Raw genomic sequence first — 19,259 nt, 5'->3', positions numbered from 1 at the left:
CATTGGCTAGGTAATTCCCGCTATTAGGGCTTACTAGGGACTTGCACCCATTAGACAATGCTCATGCCGAGCATACTATCAAAAAAGGCACATTCCGATCGGAAAGTGCCTTTATATATAATAATGTGTCTAATACGCAGATTATTCTACATCATTGTTGTGATCCAAAGAGTCGTTGAACCCCTTAGGAGCCTGCTCATCATTACGATGCTCGTAACGACGTGGCTGACGAGCTGGACGCTCACCGCGACCTTCATGACGCTCATCACGACGACCGCGACGCTCACCGCGCTCAGGACGTGGACGACGCTCACGCTCTACATAGCCCTCTGGCTTCTCCATCAATACACGATGAGAAAGTTTGTACTTGCCAGTCTTAGGATCAATCTCCATCAACTTCACCTTGATCTTGTCGCCTTCCTTGATGCCAGCCTCTTCAACTGTCTCAAGACGCTTCCAATCAATCTCAGAGATGTGGAGCAAACCATCCTTACCAGGGAGAATCTCTACGAAGCAACCGTAAGGCATGATAGAGCGAACAGTACCCTCGTAAACCTCACCAACCTCAGGAACAGCTACGATAGCCTTAATCTTAGCCAAAGCTGCATCGATAGAATCCTTGTTAGGAGCAGATACCTGGACGTGGCCCTTACCATCAGTCTCCTCGATAGTGATTGTCGCACCAGTATCCTCCTGCATCTGCTGGATAATCTTACCACCAGGGCCGATAACAGCACCGATGAACTCCTTAGGGATATCGAATGCTACGATACGTGGAACCTGTGGCTTCATCTCAGCACGTGGCTCAGAGATTGTCTCCATCATGCAGTTGAGGATATGCTCACGACCAGCCTTAGCCTGCATCAAAGCCTCCTCAAGAATCTCGAAGCTCAAACCATCACACTTGATATCCATCTGTGTAGCAGTCAAGCCATCACGGGTACCAGTGGTTTTGAAGTCCATATCACCCAAGTGGTCCTCATCACCGAGGATATCACTGAGGATAGCGTACTTGTCCTCACCTGGGTTCTTGATAAGACCCATAGCAATACCAGAAACTGGCTTCTTCATAGGAACACCTGCATCCATCAGGGCGAGAGTACCGGCACAAACAGTAGCCATAGAAGAAGAACCGTTAGACTCCAAGATCTGGCTTACCAAACGTACTGTGTAAGGGAAGTCTGTAGGAATCTGACCCTTCAAACCACGCCATGCCAAGTGACCGTGACCAATCTCACGACGGCCTACACCGCGCTGAGCCTTAGCCTCACCTGTTGAAAATGGAGGGAAGTTATAGTGAAGGAGGAAGCGCTGGTAGCTCTTCTCGAGCACACCGTCGATAAGCTTCTCGTCCATCTTAGTACCGAGCGTACATGTAGAGAGAGACATAGTCTCACCACGCTGGAAGATAGCGCTTCCATGAGGCATTGGGAGTGGAGATACCTCGCACCAGATAGGACGGATATCTGTAGTAGCACGACCATCAAGACGCAAGCCCTCATCGAGGATGCAACGGCGCATAGCATCGCGCATTACGTCATCATAGTAACGGGTAGCCTCAGCGTGCTTCTCCTCCAAGTCTTCCTCAGAAAGATCGGTATGAGCAGCGTCATACTTCTCGAGGAAATCAGCCAAGACCTTGTCGAAAGCATCCTGACGTGCATGCTTCTCCAAAGCCTGATGATTGATATCATAAGCTGGCTTGTAAAGCTCAGACTTGATCTGCTCACGGAGTTCCTCATCGTTGATCTCATGGTCGTACTCACGCTTCACGTCAGTACCCTTCTCCTTAGCCAACTCATACTGGAGTTCGCACATAGGCTTGATAGCCTCAGCAGCCACCTTGAGGGCACCAATGAGATCCTGCTCAGAAACTTCCTTCATCTCACCTTCTACCATCATGATATTGTCCTTGGTAGCACCAACCATGATATCCATGTCAGCCTCTTCCATCTGCTGGAATGTAGGATTTACAACATACTCACCATTGATACGAGCTACACGAACCTCAGAGATATAGTACTCGAAAGGAATATCTGAACAAGCCATGGCAGCTGAAGCAGCGAAACCTGCGAGGGCATCTGGCTGGTCAACACCATCGGCTGAGAGCAACATTACCTGTACGTAAACTTCTGCATGGTAGTTAGAAGGGAAAAGTGGACGCAAAGCACGGTCCACAAGACGAGAGGTAAGGATTTCCTCATCGCTGGCTTTGCCTTCGCGCTTGGTGAAACCACCAGGAAAACGACCTGCAGCACTGTACTGCTCACGATAATCTACTTGCAAAGGCATAAAATCTGTACCCGGAACTGCATCCTTTGCTGCACAAACAGTTGCGAGAAGCACTGTGTTACCCATGCGGAGAACCGCAGCACCATCAGCCTGTTTTGCAACTTTTCCGGTCTCAATTGTGATGGTTCTTCCATCAGGCAACTGAACACTTTTTGTAATTACGTTCATCTAAATTAAAAAACTTATTGTTTTGTCTAACATCTAAAATATCTAAAACGCTGCAAAGATACCTCTTTAATTATTAATAAACAAATAAATCAGCAATTATTTTCCACTTTTTTTAATAATTTATCTATAGAAGGTGCATTATTCGCAATTTTATTACTATCTTTGCACTCGATAATTTTGCAAAATAATAAAATTCATGAAGATAACTAGACTCTTTTCAGTGGCAGCGATTATGGTAGCTGCACTGGCTTTGACTTCTTGTAACAACAAGAAATTCCACATCAACGGCAATATCACAGAGGCTCAGGACTCTATGCTCTATCTGGAGAACATCAGCCTGAACGGTCCTGTGAAAATCGACTCTGTGAAACTGGGCGAGGATGGTGCCTTTGCCTTCGACGAGGCTGCCATGGACTCTGTTACCCCAGAGTTCTACCGCTTACGTATCGCCAACCAAACCATCAACCTTTCCATTGATTCTACAGAAACCGTCAAGGTAAAGGCGGCTTATCCGCAGATGAGCTTCAAATACGAAGTGGAAGGTTCTGAAAACTGCAACAAGATCAAGGAGTTGTCTCTTAAGCAGATGACTCTCCAGAGCAATATCAACGGGCTCGTGAAAGATCCTAACATCGGCAACGATTCTATCGAATCCATCGTAGGCCGCATGCTCCAGGCTTACAAACAGGACATCAAGACCAACTACATCTTCAAGGAGCCAATGAAGGCATACGCTTACTATGCGCTCTTCCAAACTGTACAGTTGGGCAATGTGAATACGCTTATCTTCAACCCTCGCAACAACAAAGACGACGTGAAGGTATTTGCTGCCGTAGCAACCAGTTGGGATACCTACTATCCTGGCGCTGAGCGTGGCAAGAACCTCCACAATATCGCCATTGAGGGAATGAAGGACATCCGCATCATCGAGAACCAGATGGCACAGCAGCAGATTGAGGCCAGCAAGGTGAGCGTAAACGGATGCATCGAACTTGCACTTCAGGACAACAAGGGACAGGTACGCCGCCTCTCCGACCTCAAGGGCAAGGTGGTACTGCTCGACTTCCATCTCTTCGCCAGCAAAGAGAGCACCAAGCGCATCATGATGTTGCGTGAACTCTACAACAAGTATCATGCAGCCGGACTAGAGATTTATCAGGTATCAGTAGACCCTGACGAGCACTTCTGGAAGACCTCTACCGCTGCCATCCCTTGGATTTGCGTACGCGATGAAGATGGCATTCAGGGCAAGAGTCTGACTCTCTACAATGTCCAGAGCATTCCTACCTTCTTCCTGATCGACCGCACCAACACCCTGCAGGCACGTGATGCACAGATTAAGGACATAGAGGCAGCCATCAAGAACCTTCTTTAAGATAACCAGGAGTTAGAAGTTTGGAGAGAACAGTTTCGGCTTTTCATCTTCCAGCTTCTAACTCTTATTCTTTAACGTCAGTTCTGTATCTGCTTTCATGATAACATAGATGGCAATATCAGAATACGAACTATACAAGGAACTTAAGAACAAAAAACGATAAACTTTTAAACCCTAAAAAATGAATAAGAAATTTTTAGCAATGGCAGCCTTGGGGCTTATCACAATAGGAGCGCAGGCTAAAGTAAAGTTGCCACACATCTTGGGTGACAACATGATTTTACAGCAAAACACAGAGGCTAGCCTCTGGGGATGGAACAAACCAGGAACCACCGTAGAGGTAACCACCTCATGGTCTGGGCAGAAATATTCTGCCAAGACCGGAAAGGATGGCAAATGGGCTATCAAAGTACAAACCCCGAAGGCGAGCTACACCCCACTCTCCATCACTTTCGATGATGGCGAAAAGACCACTCTCAACAATGTGCTGGCAGGAGAAGTATGGGTTTGTGCAGGTCAGAGCAACATGGAGATGCCTGTAAAAGGATTCGGCAACTGCCCTGTAGAAGGTTACAACAAGGCAGTGCTCGAAGCAAACCAGTACAAAGGCGTACATTACGTAAAGATTCCTAGCGTAATGAGCAGTAAGCCGTTAGATGATGCCAACTGCGAATGGAAGGAGGTTAACCCGGAAACCGTAGGCGATGCATCTGCTACAGGATACTTCTTTGCACAGGTAATAAACAAGACTCTTGATATTCCGGTAGGTCTGGTCATGGCAAACAAGGGTGGAAGCCGTGTAGAAAGCTGGCTCGACCGCGACTACCTGAAGAAGAACACCAAGGAAGATCTCGACTCTGTAAAGATGACCAAGAACCCTAAGTTTAAGTGGGATTTCCTCTACCCTCTTCTCTGGGGTAACGGAACTTTCCACCCTATCCTCAACTATAGCGTAAAGGGTATCCTCTTCTATCAGGGATGTTCTAACGTGGGCGACCCGGACGGCCAGTATACCAAACGTCTTGCCGACCTCGTTGCCCAGTGGCGCAGAGACTTCAAGCAGGGCGAACTGCCATTCTATTTCGTACAGATTGCACCTTATCATAATGGCGACGTAAATGGCGATTGGGGGCCTAAGCTCCGTGAACAGCAGTTCAATGCTGCCAAGGTGATTCCAAACAGCGGCATCGTCTGTACCGAAGACCTGGTTTACCCATACGAGGTTGAGCAGATTCATCCATGTCAGAAACAGCCTGTAGGCGAACGTCTTGCGCTCCAGGCACTCAGCAAGACCTATGGCATGAAGGGCCTCTTCAGCGAGAGCATGACCTTCAAGGAGATGAAGATTGTAGGTGATACTGTTAAGGTGCATTTCGACAATACCTACGGAGCCTACAACCGCTTTGAAGGTATCGAAGGTTTCGAAGTTGCAGGCGAAGATAAGGTATTCCATAAGGCTACAGCCAAGCACTTCTGGCAGGAAGGCAACGATCCTTGGAATGAGTGCGTCATCGTAACCAGTCCTGAGGTAAAGAAACCAGTAGCCCTTCGCTACTGTTTCCGCAACTTCCAGCTCGGCAATATGGCAAATGCAGGCAATCTGCCTCTCTTCCCATTCCGTACAGATAATTGGTAAATATCAGATAACCAGCGGCCGATCTTTGTTCAGCAGTCAAAGACCGGCCGCTTTTCAATTATAACATGAAGATAAATTCTTTTCCATTAAACATCAATCATTATACATTAATCATAATATGAGTCACGTATTAGATAAGTTTCAGTTTTGCCCGGTTTGCGGCTCTAATCATTTCGAAATCAACAACATCAAGAGCAAGAAGTGTAAGGACTGCGGATTTTCTTATTACCTCAATCCAAGCAGTGCTACGGTAGCTCTCATACTCAACAGTAAGGAAGAGCTCCTGGCAGTAAGGCGCAAGAAAGACCCAGCCAAGGGGGCACTCGATTTGCCAGGCGGTTTTGTTGACATGGATGAAACAGGTGAAGAAGGTATGGCAAGAGAGGTAAAAGAGGAAACCGGACTGGATGCAACTGAGGTTAAGTATCAGTTCAGCTACCCAAATCTCTACCTTTACTCAGGTTTCATGGTTCATACCCTCGATATGTTCTATGAAGTGAAGGTGAAAGACGACACTCATATAGAAGCAATGGACGATGCAGAAGAATCATTCTGGATATCATTGAGCAGACTCAATCCTGATGAGTTTGCATTCGATTCCATACGCAAGGGGCTCCATCGTTATTTGGAAACAAAATTGGGGTAAAAAGGGTTCAATACAGCCAAATATGGCTCCCAAACATTAAAAAAAACAAAAAAAACACCATATAATAAGGTATAAGCAAAAAGTTTACTTACTTTTGCCAACCGAAAAAAATTGTGTATAAGCTTATGCAAGAGAATTTAGTAATCGTCGAGAGCCCTGCGAAGGCTAAAAAGATTGAAGAGTTTTTAGGTAAGGACTATAAGGTTATGTCTTCTTACGGTCATATCCGTGACCTGAAGAAGAAGGAACTTAGTATAAACGAGAAAACCATGGAACCTGATTATGAGATTCCAGAGGAAAAGAAAAAACTCGTTACAGAATTGAAAACGAATGCGAAGAAAGCCAAGAAAATCTGGTTAGCATCCGATGAGGACCGCGAGGGAGAAGCCATCAGCTGGCACCTTTGCGAAGTACTGGGATTGGATGAGGAGAAGACAAACCGTATTGTCTTCCACGAGATTACCAAACAGGCTATTCTTGACGCAATCAAGAACCCACGCCATCTGGACATGAACCTGGTGAATGCCCAGCAGGCACGTCGTGTACTCGACCGACTGGTAGGTTTCAAGCTTTCTCCTATCTTGTGGAGAAAGGTTAAGCCAGCCCTTTCTGCAGGTCGTGTACAGAGTGTTGCTGTCCGTCTGATTGTTGAACGTGAGCGTGAAATCCAGAAGTTCCAGAGTGTTCCATACTATCGCGTTACCGCTATTTTCGCCCTGATCAGCGACAGCGGCAATGCAACAGAGGTAAAGGCAGAACTGGACCAGCGTTTCAATACCCACGAAGAGGTTGAAGCTTTCCTTGAGAAGTGTAAAGACGCTAAGTTTATGGTTGAATCTGTAACCAAAAAGCCTTTAAAGCGTTCTCCTGCACCACCTTTTACTACTTCTACTCTGCAACAGGAGGCAGCACGCAAGCTTGGTTTCACCGTTGTACAGACCATGATGATAGCCCAGAAACTTTACGAAAGCGGACGCATCACTTACATGCGAACCGATAGCGTAAACCTCTCTACGCTCTGTTCCAACGCCAGCAAAGATGAGATTATCAGAGAATATGGCAAGGAATACAGCCAGACTCGTGCCTACCACACCAGTTCAAAGGGTGCACAGGAAGCGCACGAGGCTATCCGTCCTACATATATGAATGAACCAACCATCGAAGGAACCGCTCAGGAGAAGCGCCTTTACGAACTCATCTGGAAGCGTACCATCGCATCTCAGATGGCTGACGCACAACTCGAAAAGACAACTATCAACATCAATATCGGCAACACAAGCGAAAAGTTTGTTGCTACCGGCGAGGTTGTTTCATTCGATGGTTTCCTCAAGGTTTATCTCGAGTCAACCGACGATGAAGAGCATGCTGAGGATTCTTCCCACATTCTTCCAGCCTTGAAAGAAGGCGATGAATTGCAGCGCAGAGAAATCCTTGCTACAGAGAAGTATTCTCTGGCTCCTGCAAGATACACCGAGGCCAGTCTGGTGAAGAAACTGGAAGATCTCGGCATCGGCCGTCCATCTACTTATGCTCCAACCATCAGTACCATCCAGCAGCGTCAATACGTGGTAAAGGGTGACAAGACGGGTGAAGAGCGCACATTTACCATAGATTCTCTGAAGGGCATCAAGATAACACAGAAGTTGAAGAAAGAGATGGCAGGCTCTGAAAAGGGCAAGCTTCTGCCTACTGATATTGGCATCGTAGTAAACGACTTCCTGATGGAGAACTTCCCGAACATCATGAACTACAACTTTACGGCAGACGTAGAGAAGAAGTTTGATGATATTGCAGAAGGAAAGACCGAATGGACCAACTGGATGAAGGATTTCGACAAGGGCTTTGAGCCTGAAGTGAAGGAAGTCCTGGAAGCACGCAACCAGCACAAAGCCGGCGAGCGCAATCTCGGAAATGATCCAAAGACCGGAAAGCCAGTATTCGTCAAGATTGGCCGTTTTGGACCAGTGGTACAGATTGGTTCTGCAGAAGACAAAGACAAGCCTCAGTTTGCCCAATTGCCATCAGACAAGAGCATCGAAACCATCACCCTGGAAGAGGCTTTGGAACTCTTCAAGCTACCAAGAGAACTCGGTGATTATGAAGGCATTACTGTAACAGTTGGCTCTGGCCGATACGGCCCTTACATCCTCCATAACCGCAAGTATGTTTCTATTCCAAAGGAGGATGATCCGCTGACCATCACACTGGATAGAGCCATCGAACTGATTAAGGAAAAGCGCGAAGCCGAAGAGAAGCGCCATCTCAAAGTTTTCGATGAGGACGATAAGATGGAAATTCTCAATGGCAAGTATGGTCCATACATTGCTTACGACGGCAAGAATTACCGCATTCCAAAGGCAAAACATGAGAGTGCAGAGGAGCTTACATACGAGGAGTGTATGGAAATTATCAAAGCTGCTCCAGAACCAAAGGCTAGAGGCAGAAAGAAATCATAAACATGCCTCATTGACATAGAAACAGAAGAAAATGAAGTCAATCATCATCATAGGATACATGGGCGCCGGCAAGACAACGGTCGGCAAAGCCCTCGCCAAAGACCTTGGCGTTATGTTCTACGATCTCGACTGGTATATCGAGAGCCGAATGCGCAAGACCGTTAAACAGATCTTCGACGAAGTTGGAGAAGAGGGATTTCGCAAGATAGAGCACAATATGCTACACGAAGTGGCAGAGTTTGAAAATGTAGTGGTAAGTTGCGGAGGAGGAACACCATGTTTCTTCGACAACATGGACTACATGAACCAACTTGGCGAAACGTTTTACCTGAAGGCATCTCCAGAAACCCTTCACGCTCATCTGAAGATGGGCAAAGGCGTACGCCCTCTGCTGCTCAACAAAACACCGGAAGAGGTAGACAAGTTTATCCATGAACAGTTGAAACTTCGCGAGCCTTACTACGAGAAGGCAAAACACATCATCGATATCAACGTGATGGACAATTATGATAAAATCAACGCTATTGTTCAGCAGATCAGAGACCTGCTGAACATATAGCCGTATCTAATAAAGTAATATATAATAAAGGTAACAAACAAAACTGATTTCCAGCAAGCAAGATTAGAAAATGAAGAAATGGACTATTGAAGACTCGAAGGAGCTCTACAACATCTGTGGTTGGGGTACTTCTTACTTTGGCATCAACGACAAGGGTGATGTCTATGTAACTCCATGCAAGGACAACACGCAGATAGACCTGCGCGACATCATGGACGAGTTGGCATTACGCGACATCAACGCTCCCGTACTGCTCCGTTTCCCAGACATCCTCGACAACCGCATCGAGAAGACAGCCAGCTGTTTTCAAAAGGCAAAGGAAGAGTATGGATACAAGGGAGAAAACTTTGTCATCTATCCTATTAAGGTGAACCAGATGCAGCCGGTCGTTGAGGAGATTATCTCTCACGGCAAGAAGTTCAACCTCGGACTGGAGGCTGGCTCTAAGCCTGAACTCCACGCCGTCATCGCCGTACAGGCACAGAGCGACTCGCTCATCATCTGTAACGGCTACAAGGACGAGAGCTACATCGAACTTGCCTTGCTGGCTCAGAAGATGGGCAAGCGCATCTTTATCGTAGTAGAAAAGCTCAATGAGCTGGATATCATCGAAAAGGTAGCCAAAAAGCTCAACGTAAAGCCAAACATCGGTATCCGCATCAAACTGGCTTCTTCAGGCTCAGGCAAATGGGCTGAAAGCGGCGGCGATGCATCTAAGTTCGGCTTGACCAGCGCAGAACTGCTCACAGCCCTCAAGAAGATAGACGAGATGGGATTCCACGACTGTCTGCGCCTTATCCACTTCCACATCGGAAGTCAGATTACCAAGATTCGCCGCATTCAGACTGCTCTCCGTGAGGCTGCCCAGTTCTATATTAGCCTCCACAAGATGGGCTACAATGTAGATTTCGTAGATTGCGGTGGCGGACTCGGTGTAGATTACGACGGCACCCGCTCTTCAAGCAGCGAGAGTTCCGTAAACTACTCTATCCAGGAGTATGTGAACGACTGTGTCTATACATTCGTAGATGCAGCCAACAAGAGCAATATCGAGCACCCTAACCTCATCACCGAGAGCGGCCGCTCGCTCTCTGCCCATCACTCAGTCTTGGTTATCGATGTCTTGGAGACAGCTTCCCTGCCAGAAATGCCAGAGGAGTTTGAGGCGAAGGAGACTGACCACCAGCTGGTGAAGGATCTTTATGAAATATGGGACAACCTGAATCCTCGCAACATGCTGGAAGACTGGCATGATGCCGAGCAGATTCGCGAAGAGGCATTGCAGCTTTTCTCTCACGGCATCGTAGATCTGAAGACCCGTGCAGAGATTGAGGCAATGTACTGGAGCGTGTGCCACGAGATCAACAATCTTGCCAAGCACATGAAGCATGTACCAGAAGAACTCAGAGGATTGGATAAGATTCTTGCCGACAAGTATTTCTGCAACTTCTCTCTGTTCCAGAGCCTGCCAGACAGTTGGGCTATCGACCAGCTCTTCCCTATCATGCCTATCCAGCGTCTGAACGAGCGTCCTACCCGCAACGCTACCTTGCAGGACATCACCTGCGACAGCGATGGAAAGATTGCCAACTTCGTTACCGACGGACATATCGGCAACGTTCTTCCTCTTCATCCATTGAAGAAGAACGAACCATATTATCTCGGTGTATTCCTCGTTGGTGCCTACCAGGAGATTCTAGGCGACATGCACAATCTCTTCGGCGACACCAATGCTGCCCACATCTCTGTAAAGGACGGCAAATATAGCATCGACCAGATATTCGACGGCGAGACCGTAGAGGAGGTATTGGATTACGTACAGTACAATCCGAAGAAGCTCGTCCGCCAGTTGGAGCAGTGGGTAACCAAGAGTGTGAAGGAAGGCAAGATTTCGCTCGATGAAGGAAAGGAATTCCTGGGCACCTATAGAAATGGTCTCTTCGGATACACATATCTTCAGTAAGAATTAACAGTTGATAGTTAATAGTTTACAGCAAGATTGCCCTATAAACTATTAACTATAAACTATAAACTAAACTTAAAGATGGAAAAAGTAACAGTAGTAAAGGTAGGCGGTGCCATCGTTGAAGACAGCGAGCAGCTGGCACAGCTCTTGAAGGATTTCGCAGCCATTCCTGGCAAGAAAGTATTGGTACATGGCGGTGGCCGCCGTGCCACTAAGGTAGCCGCAGCCCTCGGCATAGAGAGCAAGATGGTGAACGGACGCCGTATCACCGATGCAGACATGCTGGAAGTGGTAACAATGGTTTATGGCGGTCTGGTCAACAAGAACCTGGTTGCCAAGCTCCAGGCTAACGGCGTGAATGCTCTCGGTCTGACCGGTGCTGATATGGACGTAATCCACAGTCACAAGCGTCCGTTGAAGGACGGTATCGACTTCGGATTCGTGGGCGATGTAGAGCGTGCCAACGGCAAGATGCTCCAGACCCTTATTAATGAAGGCATTACTCCAGTGATGGCCCCATTGACCCATGACGGCAAGGGCAACATCCTCAACACCAATGCCGACACCATAGCCAGCGAGACTGCCAAGGCTCTGGCTCCTTACTACGATGTGACATTGATATATAGTTTTGAAAAGAAAGGCGTGCTCAGTAATCCTGAGGATGACGACAGCGTGATTCCAGTGATTACCCATGCCGATTTTGAGAGATATAAAGCAGATGGTACCGTGGCAGGCGGCATGATTCCTAAGTTGGAGAATGCGCTTGCAGCCATCGATGCTGGTGTGAAAGAGGTGATTATCACCCTTGCTACCGCCATCGACGGAAAGCACGGAACTGTTATTAAGAGTTAAAAATAGAAATAATTCATAGTTGCCTGTAACTTTATGGCAGGTGAGTCGTCATTAATTATAGAGGGATGAAAGAAATCAGTTTCCAAAACGATGTTTTGCCGCTGAAGAACAAACTCTTCAGGCTGGCCCTTCGCATTACTCTCAACCGGGAGGAAGCGGAAGACGTTGTGCAGGATACGCTGATTAAAGTCTGGAACGCCCGCGACAGATGGCAGGAGCTTGACTCCATCGAGGCATACAGCCTCACCATCGCTCGCAACCTCTCGCTCGACCGCATCAAGAAGATGGAAAATCAGAATGATTCGCTGGAAGAGCAGAATACAGAAAGGTTAGACGAAAACACTTCTACCCCCTCAGAAAGGATGATTCAGAAAGACAAACTGAACATCGTAAGGAATATTATCGACGAGTTGCCTGAAAAGCAGCGCAGCTGTCTGCAGCTTCGAGACATCGAAGGAAAGTCCTACAAGGAAATAGCAGACATCCTCTGCATCACGGAAGACCAAGTAAAGGTGAACATCTTCAGGGCTCGTCAAACAGTCAAACAAAGATTTCAACAATTCGACAGATATGGATTATAAGTACATCAACCAACTTTTGGATCGCTACTGGAAGGGCGAGACTTCTCTCGAAGAAGAGGAGATTCTCCGCGCATTCTTCAGCCAGGACGAGTTGCCTGCCGAGCTGAAGCCATACCAAGCGCTCTTCTCTTACGAGATGGGCGAGGCTAAGCAAGAGGCGCTGGGTGATGACTTCGACCAGAAGATGATGGCGATGATTGAAGATGAATATACCAAGAAGCCTAACAAGGCAAAGGTGATTTCTTTGACAGAGCGCCTGAAGCCTCTCTTCAAGGCTGCTGCCGTGGTAGCTATCATCCTGACATTGGGCAATGCTGCTCAGGTACCTTTCCAGAGCAATGACATTGATTCTGTTGAAAACGTAGGATACATCAAGAGTGGCAAGGGCGTGTCCGTAGCCATGGGAGATTCTGCTTCGGTTGATTCTATGCAACGCACAGGCATCGATCAGGTAAGCACTCCAACAACGTCTCCAACGTTATTAAAGTAGATTATTTCTATACTTTCTCTATAAAAAATCATGTTTAGTAAAACAATTCTGAAGCTGTGAAGTTTCAATTCTCTCAAATTTTTCATAACATACTAACGTAATAGGGCTGCCAGGATGTACTGGCAGCCCTTACTTATTTTATATATTTTGCACGCAAGCGTATGATAAAGGATACACAAGTGGCTCAATTTATTGCTACTGCGAAGCTTCATTTAAGTCTCCTTCCGGTCATCATTGATGACTCTTACTTACCTCAATATAAGACACTTAACCTGTTTAAGAAGGAGCGTTTGAGAGGTTATTTTTCCAGATGGGGGTTAACAGAGTTAACAGTTAACAGCCCAGAATGTATACTTCCCCCCACTCACATATAATAATAAGTATATATATTTATATATAATATAAGGTATGGGAGAGGGGGAGGATGCAAAAAACAGCTGTTAACTGTTAACCTGTTAACCCTTGCCCCTTTGTTAAACTTCCTAACTCATAGTTTTCTCCTCCAGAACTCACCGTTTCTCGGTGCAGAAGTCATCGTTTTCTTTTTGGGAATACATCGCTTGCCGGATAGAAATCCTTGCCATTACTTGTTATTTTTTTCTGGCGAAATCAGCCATTTTTGTTTATTGCCAATAAATAAATCTGCGGTTTTTTATTTACTGGCAATAAACAAATCGAATATAAGTTCTATCATCAAAGCTCTTATTGCCCTCTACGATGCCCTTGGTGGCGATAAAGGAATGGATGTTCTGAGGGTCGTTGGCAATCTGCTCTGCCAATGTCGCCTCGCTCGCTGCCAAGGTTGGCTTCAGGAACGGATAGCCATCACTCGCCAATACAATCTCGGAGGAAGAAGATGGAATTGTATCTGATGCAGAAGCGGAGTCAGAGCAAGGGACTGAATCTGATGCTGGAACAGAATCCTGAACAGAACTAGAATCTGAAACAGAGACAACCTTCACTCCCTCCCGATAGATAGGAAATCCATCGATAACCGTATAGGTCTGGTTCTGCCCCGAAAGCATCGCCTTGATAAGCAATGGCTCTATCTGCTTTCTAGCCTCAGCAGGCGAAAGGCCCTGCTCTATCAGTTCTACCCTCTTTCTGGCAATCTCCTGCTCATAAGGCTTGCCGTTCTCATAAAGCTTGCCATCGATGATTGCCTGGCAATCGCCCACCATCCATACTTCATTCCTTGTTCGGCTATAAAGGATAGCCGAGGCGGTAAGCCGCTCTTCCGGATGCTCCTTCAACCGCTCTTCCACCCCAAGCTTTTCATACACCTTATTATATATATACGTCGTTACGCCCTGACAGAAATCATCTACCGAGGCATCCGCCTTCAGTTCCTCCCGGATATACTCCGAGATAAGCATCATGGCATATCTTCCGTTCTTCATATCAGGATTGAGATGCTTCGGCGTCTTGCTCGTACTGCCATCAATCACAGCGATGAAATCATCGGTAACTACCATTCCATCCTCACAAGCCTCAGGGCTCTTCTTTCCTATGATACAACTTTCTATAATCTTCATAAAATCTACTTATCTATCAGGTTATATATCTGAAAAAAGGTTACCCATCCAGGTAACCTTTTTACTCGTTTATTTATCTCTTAAGCCTTCACCTTCTTTAATCTGATAATCAGCTGTATGAAACTTGGAATCATGATGCAGAGAGAGAAGCCTACGGCATAATACATGATTTTCTCATCGCCATGGAAGAGGTCGATGAGCTTGCCATCGCTCTGAGGCATGATATTGGACAGGACATACGCCATCGTATTATTCACCCAGTGGAGCAGGATGCCCGGAACAAGACTCTTGGTGCGATAATACATCCAACCCAGGAGTAAGCCCAGCAGGAGGGCATTGACAAACTGCGCTACGTTGGCGTGAGCCAGACCGAAGATGGCAGCCGAAATCATAATGGCTACCCAATGGTTCTTCTTGCTCATAAGACCCAGCAGGGTGCGGAGAACGGCTCCACGGAACACAACCTCCTCAGCAAAAGGCGCCAAAACGCCGATAGCCACATAGCCCCAAGGTTCCTTCATGAGCGATGCGAATTTCTGCTCGGTATTCTCGTCCATCTCGATGCCTATCTGCTCATATATGAACTCCAGAGGAATGATGGTTCCCAGGGCGAACAATGCCACCCAGAGAAGCGTTGCCCAAGGCTTGGAAAGCAGATAATCGCGGGTCAGCGGTGTCCACTTCGTCTTCAGGAAGATGACGAGGGTGATAACGTTGCTGAACGCTGAGGTAAGCGCCATCAGGATAGGATTGCTGCCCGAACTGACAGCCAGGAGCGTTGCCTGGTAACCTTCGCCCTTAATGCCCGCCCAGATTCCTGCGCCAGCATACATCACGATAATCTGTACTACTATAAATATAATCAGGTAGAGGACGATATCCGTCAAACCTCTCTTTAAATTAATCTTTGCCATTGCTTTTACTGTTTATAATTAATCGTTTATAGTTAATAGCATTCTCGCTATCATTCCGCTTCTTTTTCAAAGAGATCCAGCACGGTCTGCTCATCCTCTTTCAGCTGCGCCGCCAACTCCTCGGGACTGTCAAACTTCTGTTCGCCCCTTATTCGCTTCACGAAGCTTACGAGCAAGAGCTGGTCATAAATATCCCCGTCGAAATTGAAGATGTGCGTCTCTAGCGTCAGTTGTCTGCCATTGAAGGTTGGGCGATTGCCCACATTCATCATTCCCCGTTTCCATACCACCGTATTCTCCAGTCTTACCCTTACGGCATAGACACCAGGGGCAGGAATCAGCTGTCCGAAGTGAGAGATGTCGAGATTGGCAGTAGGGAAACCGAGCTTTCTGCCTTCATGGAATCCATTCACCACCTTTCCGATGAGGGTGTAAGGGAAACCGAGGCACTGGGCAGCCATCTCCACTTCTCCCTCTTTCAGGAAAGAGCGGATTACGGAAGAAGAGATGTTGATGCCGTCTATCTGGAAGGCTTCGTTCCTGATTACCTCGATGCCCATCTCCTTGCCGTAGCGCACGTAATCTTCGAAAGTCTCCTCGCGATTGTGACCGAAGCGATGGTCGTAGCCGATGAAGAGTTTCCTTACATTGAGATGGTCGTGGAGCACCTGCTGCATAAACTCCCTTGCCGACATCGCAGCCATCGCCTTGTCGAAATGCAGCACCACAGCATTATCCACTTCCGTCTTCGAAAGCAGCAGCAGCTTGGAATCAAGCGTACTCAGCATCTCCGGCTGATAATCTGCCTGCAATACCTTGCGGGGATGCGCATCAAAGGTGATGACGGTGGATTGCAAGCCATCCTTTCGTGCCGTCTCTACGAGATGATGAATCAGGAACTGATGTCCCCGATGCACCCCGTCGAAGAAACCGATGGTTGCCACACAAGGCGGCAACTGCACGATATCGTTATAATGTATTGTATTCATAAGGACTGTCTTTAACATTCATATCAGAAGAAGAACTCCGATGGATTATCTTCTCTTTGCTATCATTCTCTTAAAAGTTCTCCACAGCTCGCCCGCCCAAAGTACAACGGAGGTTGAGCCGATGATGAGCAGCCACTCGTGGAGCGACAATGGTGTGGTACGGAACATTTCGCCACCAAAGGTTACGATAATCCACTGACCCACCAATACCAGTACAAGCACCAGAATCATTCCTTTATCCTTCAGGAAATGGCGGAAGGCGGTGTGATGACTCATCAGCGCCTTGGCATTGAAGAGGTTCCAGAACTGTATCATCACGAAGGTGGTGAAGAACATGGTCAGTTCATGCACATCTACTCCACCCTTGCCTCTGCGCTCGCAGTAAACCAGCAGGGCAAACATCACGAGGAAGAAGACGATGCCGCAGAACAGAATGCCGAAACCGATGCTCTTGTTGATGATGAAATCGGATGCCTTGCGTGGTTTATCCTTCATCACCTCGTGAGATGGAGGCAATGAGGCAAGTGCCAAGGCTGCGAAGGTATCCATGATAAGGTTCACCCAGAGAATCTGAGTAACCGTCAGAGGCATCTCAGTTCCGATAACTGAGCCGCCAAGCACCAGCAGGAGGGCTGCCACGTTTACTACCAACTGGAAGAAGAGGAAGCGCTGCAGGTTGCGATAGAGCGAGCGTCCCCACATCACGGCGTTGGCGATAGACTTGAAGGAATCATCGAGCAGGGTCATATCCGAAGCCTCCTTAGCTACGGAAGTTCCCGAACCCAGCGACAAACCCACGTGAGCATAGTGAAGCGCCGGAGCATCGTTGGTACCGTCGCCTGTTACTGCAACCACCTCGCCACGCTTCTGGAGCATGGCCACCAGTCGCTGCTTATCGGTAGGACGGGCACGGCTCATCACACGGATATCCTTTGCCCGTTCGTAAGCCTCTTCATCAGAAAGAGCCTCCCACTGTTCACCCGTAATCATCTGCTGGTCGAGCGAGGTCAGAGAGCCATCTGCTCCGATATTCTCAGGTTCATCTTCGAAGACACCTATCTGCTTGCCTATCTCCAAGGCGGTGGCAGCCGTATCACCCGTAACCACCTTCACCTCGATACCCGCATGGCGGCACTCCTGCACGGCAGCAGGAACATCCGGACGGATAGGATCGGCAATGGCTGCAATGGCCTGCAACTGAAGGTCGTTGGCATCGAGAAGTGCTACCACTTCGGCAGTAGAGGTTCTGGAAGTTCTCATGATAGAAGCTTCTATCTTCTTATAGGCGAACGCCAGGGTTCTCATAGCCTTATGCTGCCACTCATCGAGTTCTTCGACTGACTGTCTCTGCATTCTATCTTCGATGATGCATTTCTTCATCACGATTTCAGGCGCACCCTTCACGAAGAGATAGGTCTCGCCATCAACTTCTGCCAAGGTTGCCATCATCTTTCTCTCGGTAGAAAAAGGCAACTGCTTGAGCACATTCACCTGCTTGCGGAGTTCTTCATAATCCTTGCCCTGGGCATCGAGCCAGAGCAGAAGAGCCGACTCGGTAGGGTTTCCGATAGGTTTGCCGTCATTCAACTCGGCTGTAGAGTTGAGGGCAATGGCAGTATCGAGCAGCGCCTCATCGCCCTGCTTGAGTTCCAGGGCACTCACCTGCATCTTGTTTTGGGTAAGCGTACCGGTTTTATCGGTACAGATCATGGTAACGGCACCCATGGTTTCGCAGGCATGGAGCTTGCGCACCAGATTGTTCGACTTCAGCATTCTTCGCATGTTGAGCGCCAGAGAAAGGGTAATCGCCATCGGCAATCCCTCCGGCACCGCCATCACAATCAGGGTAACAGCCATCATGAAGTATTTCAGCACGATTTCTGCCATATAGAAATAATCCTTGCCGCCCCATGCCGGGTTGGTGAGGATATCGTGAATCAAGAAGATGAAGAAGGCTGCCACAGATACCACGGAGCCCACCTTGGAAATCATCTTCGCCAACTTATCGAGCTGCATGTGAAGCGGTGTCTCCACCGAAGTCTGCTCAGTAGATTTCTTCGCCACCTTACCAATCTCGGTAGCATCGCCCACGGCAGTAACCACGAACTCGCCCCTGCCATTCATCACCATGGTAGAACGGAGGATGACGTCGCGAGGATAGGCTCCATCGCCACCGCCTTCCAGAGATTTCTCGGTAACGGGTTCGCCCGTAAGGGTAGATTCATTAATCTGCAGGTCGTTGCAGACGATGAGTTCTCCATCGGCAGGCACCTCGTCGCCCACTTCCACGAGCACAACATCTCCCACCACCACATCGTGGCGTGGAATCTCCATCACCTTACCATTGCGGCGCACCTTAACCGGCTGCTCTTCGCTGAGCGCCGTGAGCAGATTAAACTTCTTGGCTGCATCGCGCTCAAAGTAGAAGCCCACGGTAGTAGCAAGGAAAACTGCCACGAAGATACCGATGGTCTCCATGAAATTCTTTTCGATAAAAGCAAGGATGAGGGATACGAAAGCCGCCACAAGAAGTATCTGGATAATCGGGTCGCGATATTTATCCAAATACAGTTTCCATAATGAAGTACGTTGAGGAGGGGTGAGCACGTTCTTGCCATGCTGTTCCCTACTCTGTTTAACTTGTTCATCGGTAAGACCGATTCTTTTATTTTTGTCTATGTCCATTTCTGAATAGAAATACTTTTTCTTTTTTGTACGATTAATAAGTACATACGCACGTGTGCGCACATAAATTTGGTGCAAAGATACGGTATTTTTCTGATTCTAAGAAAATTTTTAA

The 19,259-nt window shown here is 47.6% G+C and carries 14 protein-coding genes; 9 read left to right on the top strand and 5 right to left on the bottom strand.

Translation table 11 applies throughout. The features are described 5' to 3' along the window. Positions 1-141 precede the first annotated feature (141 nt). Positions 142-2,460 carry a polyribonucleotide nucleotidyltransferase gene (gene pnp, locus DWV53_RS10515; RefSeq protein WP_118153569.1) on the bottom strand — a complete coding sequence of 773 codons (2,319 nt, stop codon included), beginning with the start codon at positions 2,458-2,460 and terminating at the stop codon, positions 142-144. Positions 2,461-2,656: 196 nt separating this feature from the next. Here pnp and DWV53_RS10510 point away from each other — a divergent pair, with 196 nt between their 5' ends. From DWV53_RS10510 to DWV53_RS10470, 9 genes are all read left to right on the top strand, one after another. Next, positions 2,657-3,835, top strand: coding sequence for a TlpA disulfide reductase family protein (locus tag DWV53_RS10510; RefSeq protein WP_118153566.1), 1,179 nt, complete (start codon positions 2,657-2,659; stop codon positions 3,833-3,835). Between the two features lie 181 nt (positions 3,836-4,016). Beyond that, positions 4,017-5,471, top strand: a complete 1,455-nt coding sequence (locus DWV53_RS10505) for a sialate O-acetylesterase (protein ID WP_118153563.1) — start codon at positions 4,017-4,019, stop codon at positions 5,469-5,471. A gap of 118 nt (positions 5,472-5,589) precedes the next feature. Further along, positions 5,590-6,117, top strand: a complete 528-nt coding sequence (locus tag DWV53_RS10500) for an NUDIX hydrolase (protein ID WP_118153560.1) — start codon at positions 5,590-5,592, stop codon at positions 6,115-6,117. A 125-nt stretch (positions 6,118-6,242) separates the two neighbouring features. Next, complete coding sequence (topA, locus tag DWV53_RS10495) at positions 6,243-8,573, top strand: type I DNA topoisomerase (protein ID WP_117695295.1); 2,331 nt, start codon at positions 6,243-6,245, stop codon at positions 8,571-8,573. Positions 8,574-8,604: 31 nt separating this feature from the next. Continuing rightward, on the top strand, positions 8,605-9,132 hold the full coding sequence (locus DWV53_RS10490; RefSeq protein ID WP_006849199.1) for a shikimate kinase: 528 nt from the start codon (positions 8,605-8,607) through the stop codon (positions 9,130-9,132). Positions 9,133-9,202: 70 nt separating this feature from the next. Beyond that, positions 9,203-11,095 carry a biosynthetic arginine decarboxylase gene (speA, locus tag DWV53_RS10485; protein WP_118153557.1) on the top strand — a complete coding sequence of 631 codons (1,893 nt, stop codon included), beginning with the start codon at positions 9,203-9,205 and terminating at the stop codon, positions 11,093-11,095. Between the two features lie 81 nt (positions 11,096-11,176). Next, positions 11,177-11,950: an acetylglutamate kinase gene (gene argB / locus DWV53_RS10480; protein ID WP_118153554.1), complete on the top strand. Its 774-nt coding sequence runs from the start codon at positions 11,177-11,179 to the stop codon at positions 11,948-11,950. Positions 11,951-12,015: 65 nt separating this feature from the next. Continuing rightward, on the top strand, positions 12,016-12,531 hold the full coding sequence (locus DWV53_RS10475) for an RNA polymerase sigma factor (RefSeq protein WP_118153551.1): 516 nt from the start codon (positions 12,016-12,018) through the stop codon (positions 12,529-12,531). Beyond that, positions 12,521-13,021: a pyruvate ferredoxin oxidoreductase gene (locus DWV53_RS10470; protein ID WP_118153548.1), complete on the top strand. Its 501-nt coding sequence runs from the start codon at positions 12,521-12,523 to the stop codon at positions 13,019-13,021. The genes DWV53_RS10475 and DWV53_RS10470 overlap by 11 nt, the downstream gene beginning before the upstream one ends. 656 nt (positions 13,022-13,677) lie before the next feature. Here the strand turns inward: DWV53_RS10470 and DWV53_RS10455 are convergent. The 4 genes from DWV53_RS10455 to DWV53_RS10440 all read right to left on the bottom strand — a co-directional run bounded on the left by DWV53_RS10455 (position 13,678) and on the right by DWV53_RS10440 (position 19,144). Continuing rightward, positions 13,678-14,556: a hypothetical protein gene (locus DWV53_RS10455; RefSeq protein WP_118153542.1), complete on the bottom strand. Its 879-nt coding sequence runs from the start codon at positions 14,554-14,556 to the stop codon at positions 13,678-13,680. Positions 14,557-14,636: 80 nt separating this feature from the next. Beyond that, on the bottom strand, positions 14,637-15,470 hold the full coding sequence (locus DWV53_RS10450) for a CPBP family intramembrane glutamic endopeptidase (RefSeq protein WP_118153539.1): 834 nt from the start codon (positions 15,468-15,470) through the stop codon (positions 14,637-14,639). A 50-nt stretch (positions 15,471-15,520) separates the two neighbouring features. After that, a complete protein-coding gene (locus DWV53_RS10445) occupies positions 15,521-16,459 on the bottom strand; it encodes a bifunctional riboflavin kinase/FAD synthetase (RefSeq protein ID WP_118153536.1) in 939 nt (312 codons plus the stop codon). Between the two features lie 45 nt (positions 16,460-16,504). Further along, positions 16,505-19,144, bottom strand: a complete 2,640-nt coding sequence (locus DWV53_RS10440) for a calcium-translocating P-type ATPase, PMCA-type (protein ID WP_118153533.1) — start codon at positions 19,142-19,144, stop codon at positions 16,505-16,507. Between the last annotated feature and the right edge of the window lie 115 nt (positions 19,145-19,259).

The organism is Segatella copri, from assembly GCF_003465495.1.
In the GTDB taxonomy this organism is placed as follows: Bacteria; Bacteroidota; Bacteroidia; order Bacteroidales; family Bacteroidaceae; genus Prevotella; species Prevotella copri_G.
Note: the sequence above shows the minus strand (reverse complement) of the source record. Positions and strands in the feature narration are given on the sequence as shown.

Excerpts from the sequence above, each read along its gene's own strand:
- DWV53_RS10500 (WP_118153560.1), top strand. The coding sequence starts at position 5,590 with ATGAGTCACGTATTAGATAAGTTTCAGTTTTGCCCGGTTTGCGGCTCT.
- DWV53_RS10510 (WP_118153566.1), top strand. The coding sequence starts at position 2,657 with ATGAAGATAACTAGACTCTTTTCAGTGGCAGCGATTATGGTAGCTGCA.
- speA (WP_118153557.1), top strand. The coding sequence starts at position 9,203 with ATGAAGAAATGGACTATTGAAGACTCGAAGGAGCTCTACAACATCTGT.
- pnp (WP_118153569.1), bottom strand. The coding sequence starts at position 2,460 with ATGAACGTAATTACAAAAAGTGTTCAGTTGCCTGATGGAAGAACCATC.
- DWV53_RS10455 (WP_118153542.1), bottom strand. The coding sequence starts at position 14,556 with ATGAAGATTATAGAAAGTTGTATCATAGGAAAGAAGAGCCCTGAGGCT.
- DWV53_RS10445 (WP_118153536.1), bottom strand. The coding sequence starts at position 16,459 with ATGAATACAATACATTATAACGATATCGTGCAGTTGCCGCCTTGTGTG.
- DWV53_RS10475 (WP_118153551.1), top strand. The coding sequence starts at position 12,016 with ATGAAAGAAATCAGTTTCCAAAACGATGTTTTGCCGCTGAAGAACAAA.
- DWV53_RS10505 (WP_118153563.1), top strand. The coding sequence starts at position 4,017 with ATGAATAAGAAATTTTTAGCAATGGCAGCCTTGGGGCTTATCACAATA.
- DWV53_RS10470 (WP_118153548.1), top strand. The coding sequence starts at position 12,521 with ATGGATTATAAGTACATCAACCAACTTTTGGATCGCTACTGGAAGGGC.
- topA (WP_117695295.1), top strand. The coding sequence starts at position 6,243 with ATGCAAGAGAATTTAGTAATCGTCGAGAGCCCTGCGAAGGCTAAAAAG.
- DWV53_RS10440 (WP_118153533.1), bottom strand. The coding sequence starts at position 19,144 with ATGGACATAGACAAAAATAAAAGAATCGGTCTTACCGATGAACAAGTT.
- DWV53_RS10490 (WP_006849199.1), top strand. The coding sequence starts at position 8,605 with ATGAAGTCAATCATCATCATAGGATACATGGGCGCCGGCAAGACAACG.
- DWV53_RS10450 (WP_118153539.1), bottom strand. The coding sequence starts at position 15,470 with ATGGCAAAGATTAATTTAAAGAGAGGTTTGACGGATATCGTCCTCTAC.
- argB (WP_118153554.1), top strand. The coding sequence starts at position 11,177 with ATGGAAAAAGTAACAGTAGTAAAGGTAGGCGGTGCCATCGTTGAAGAC.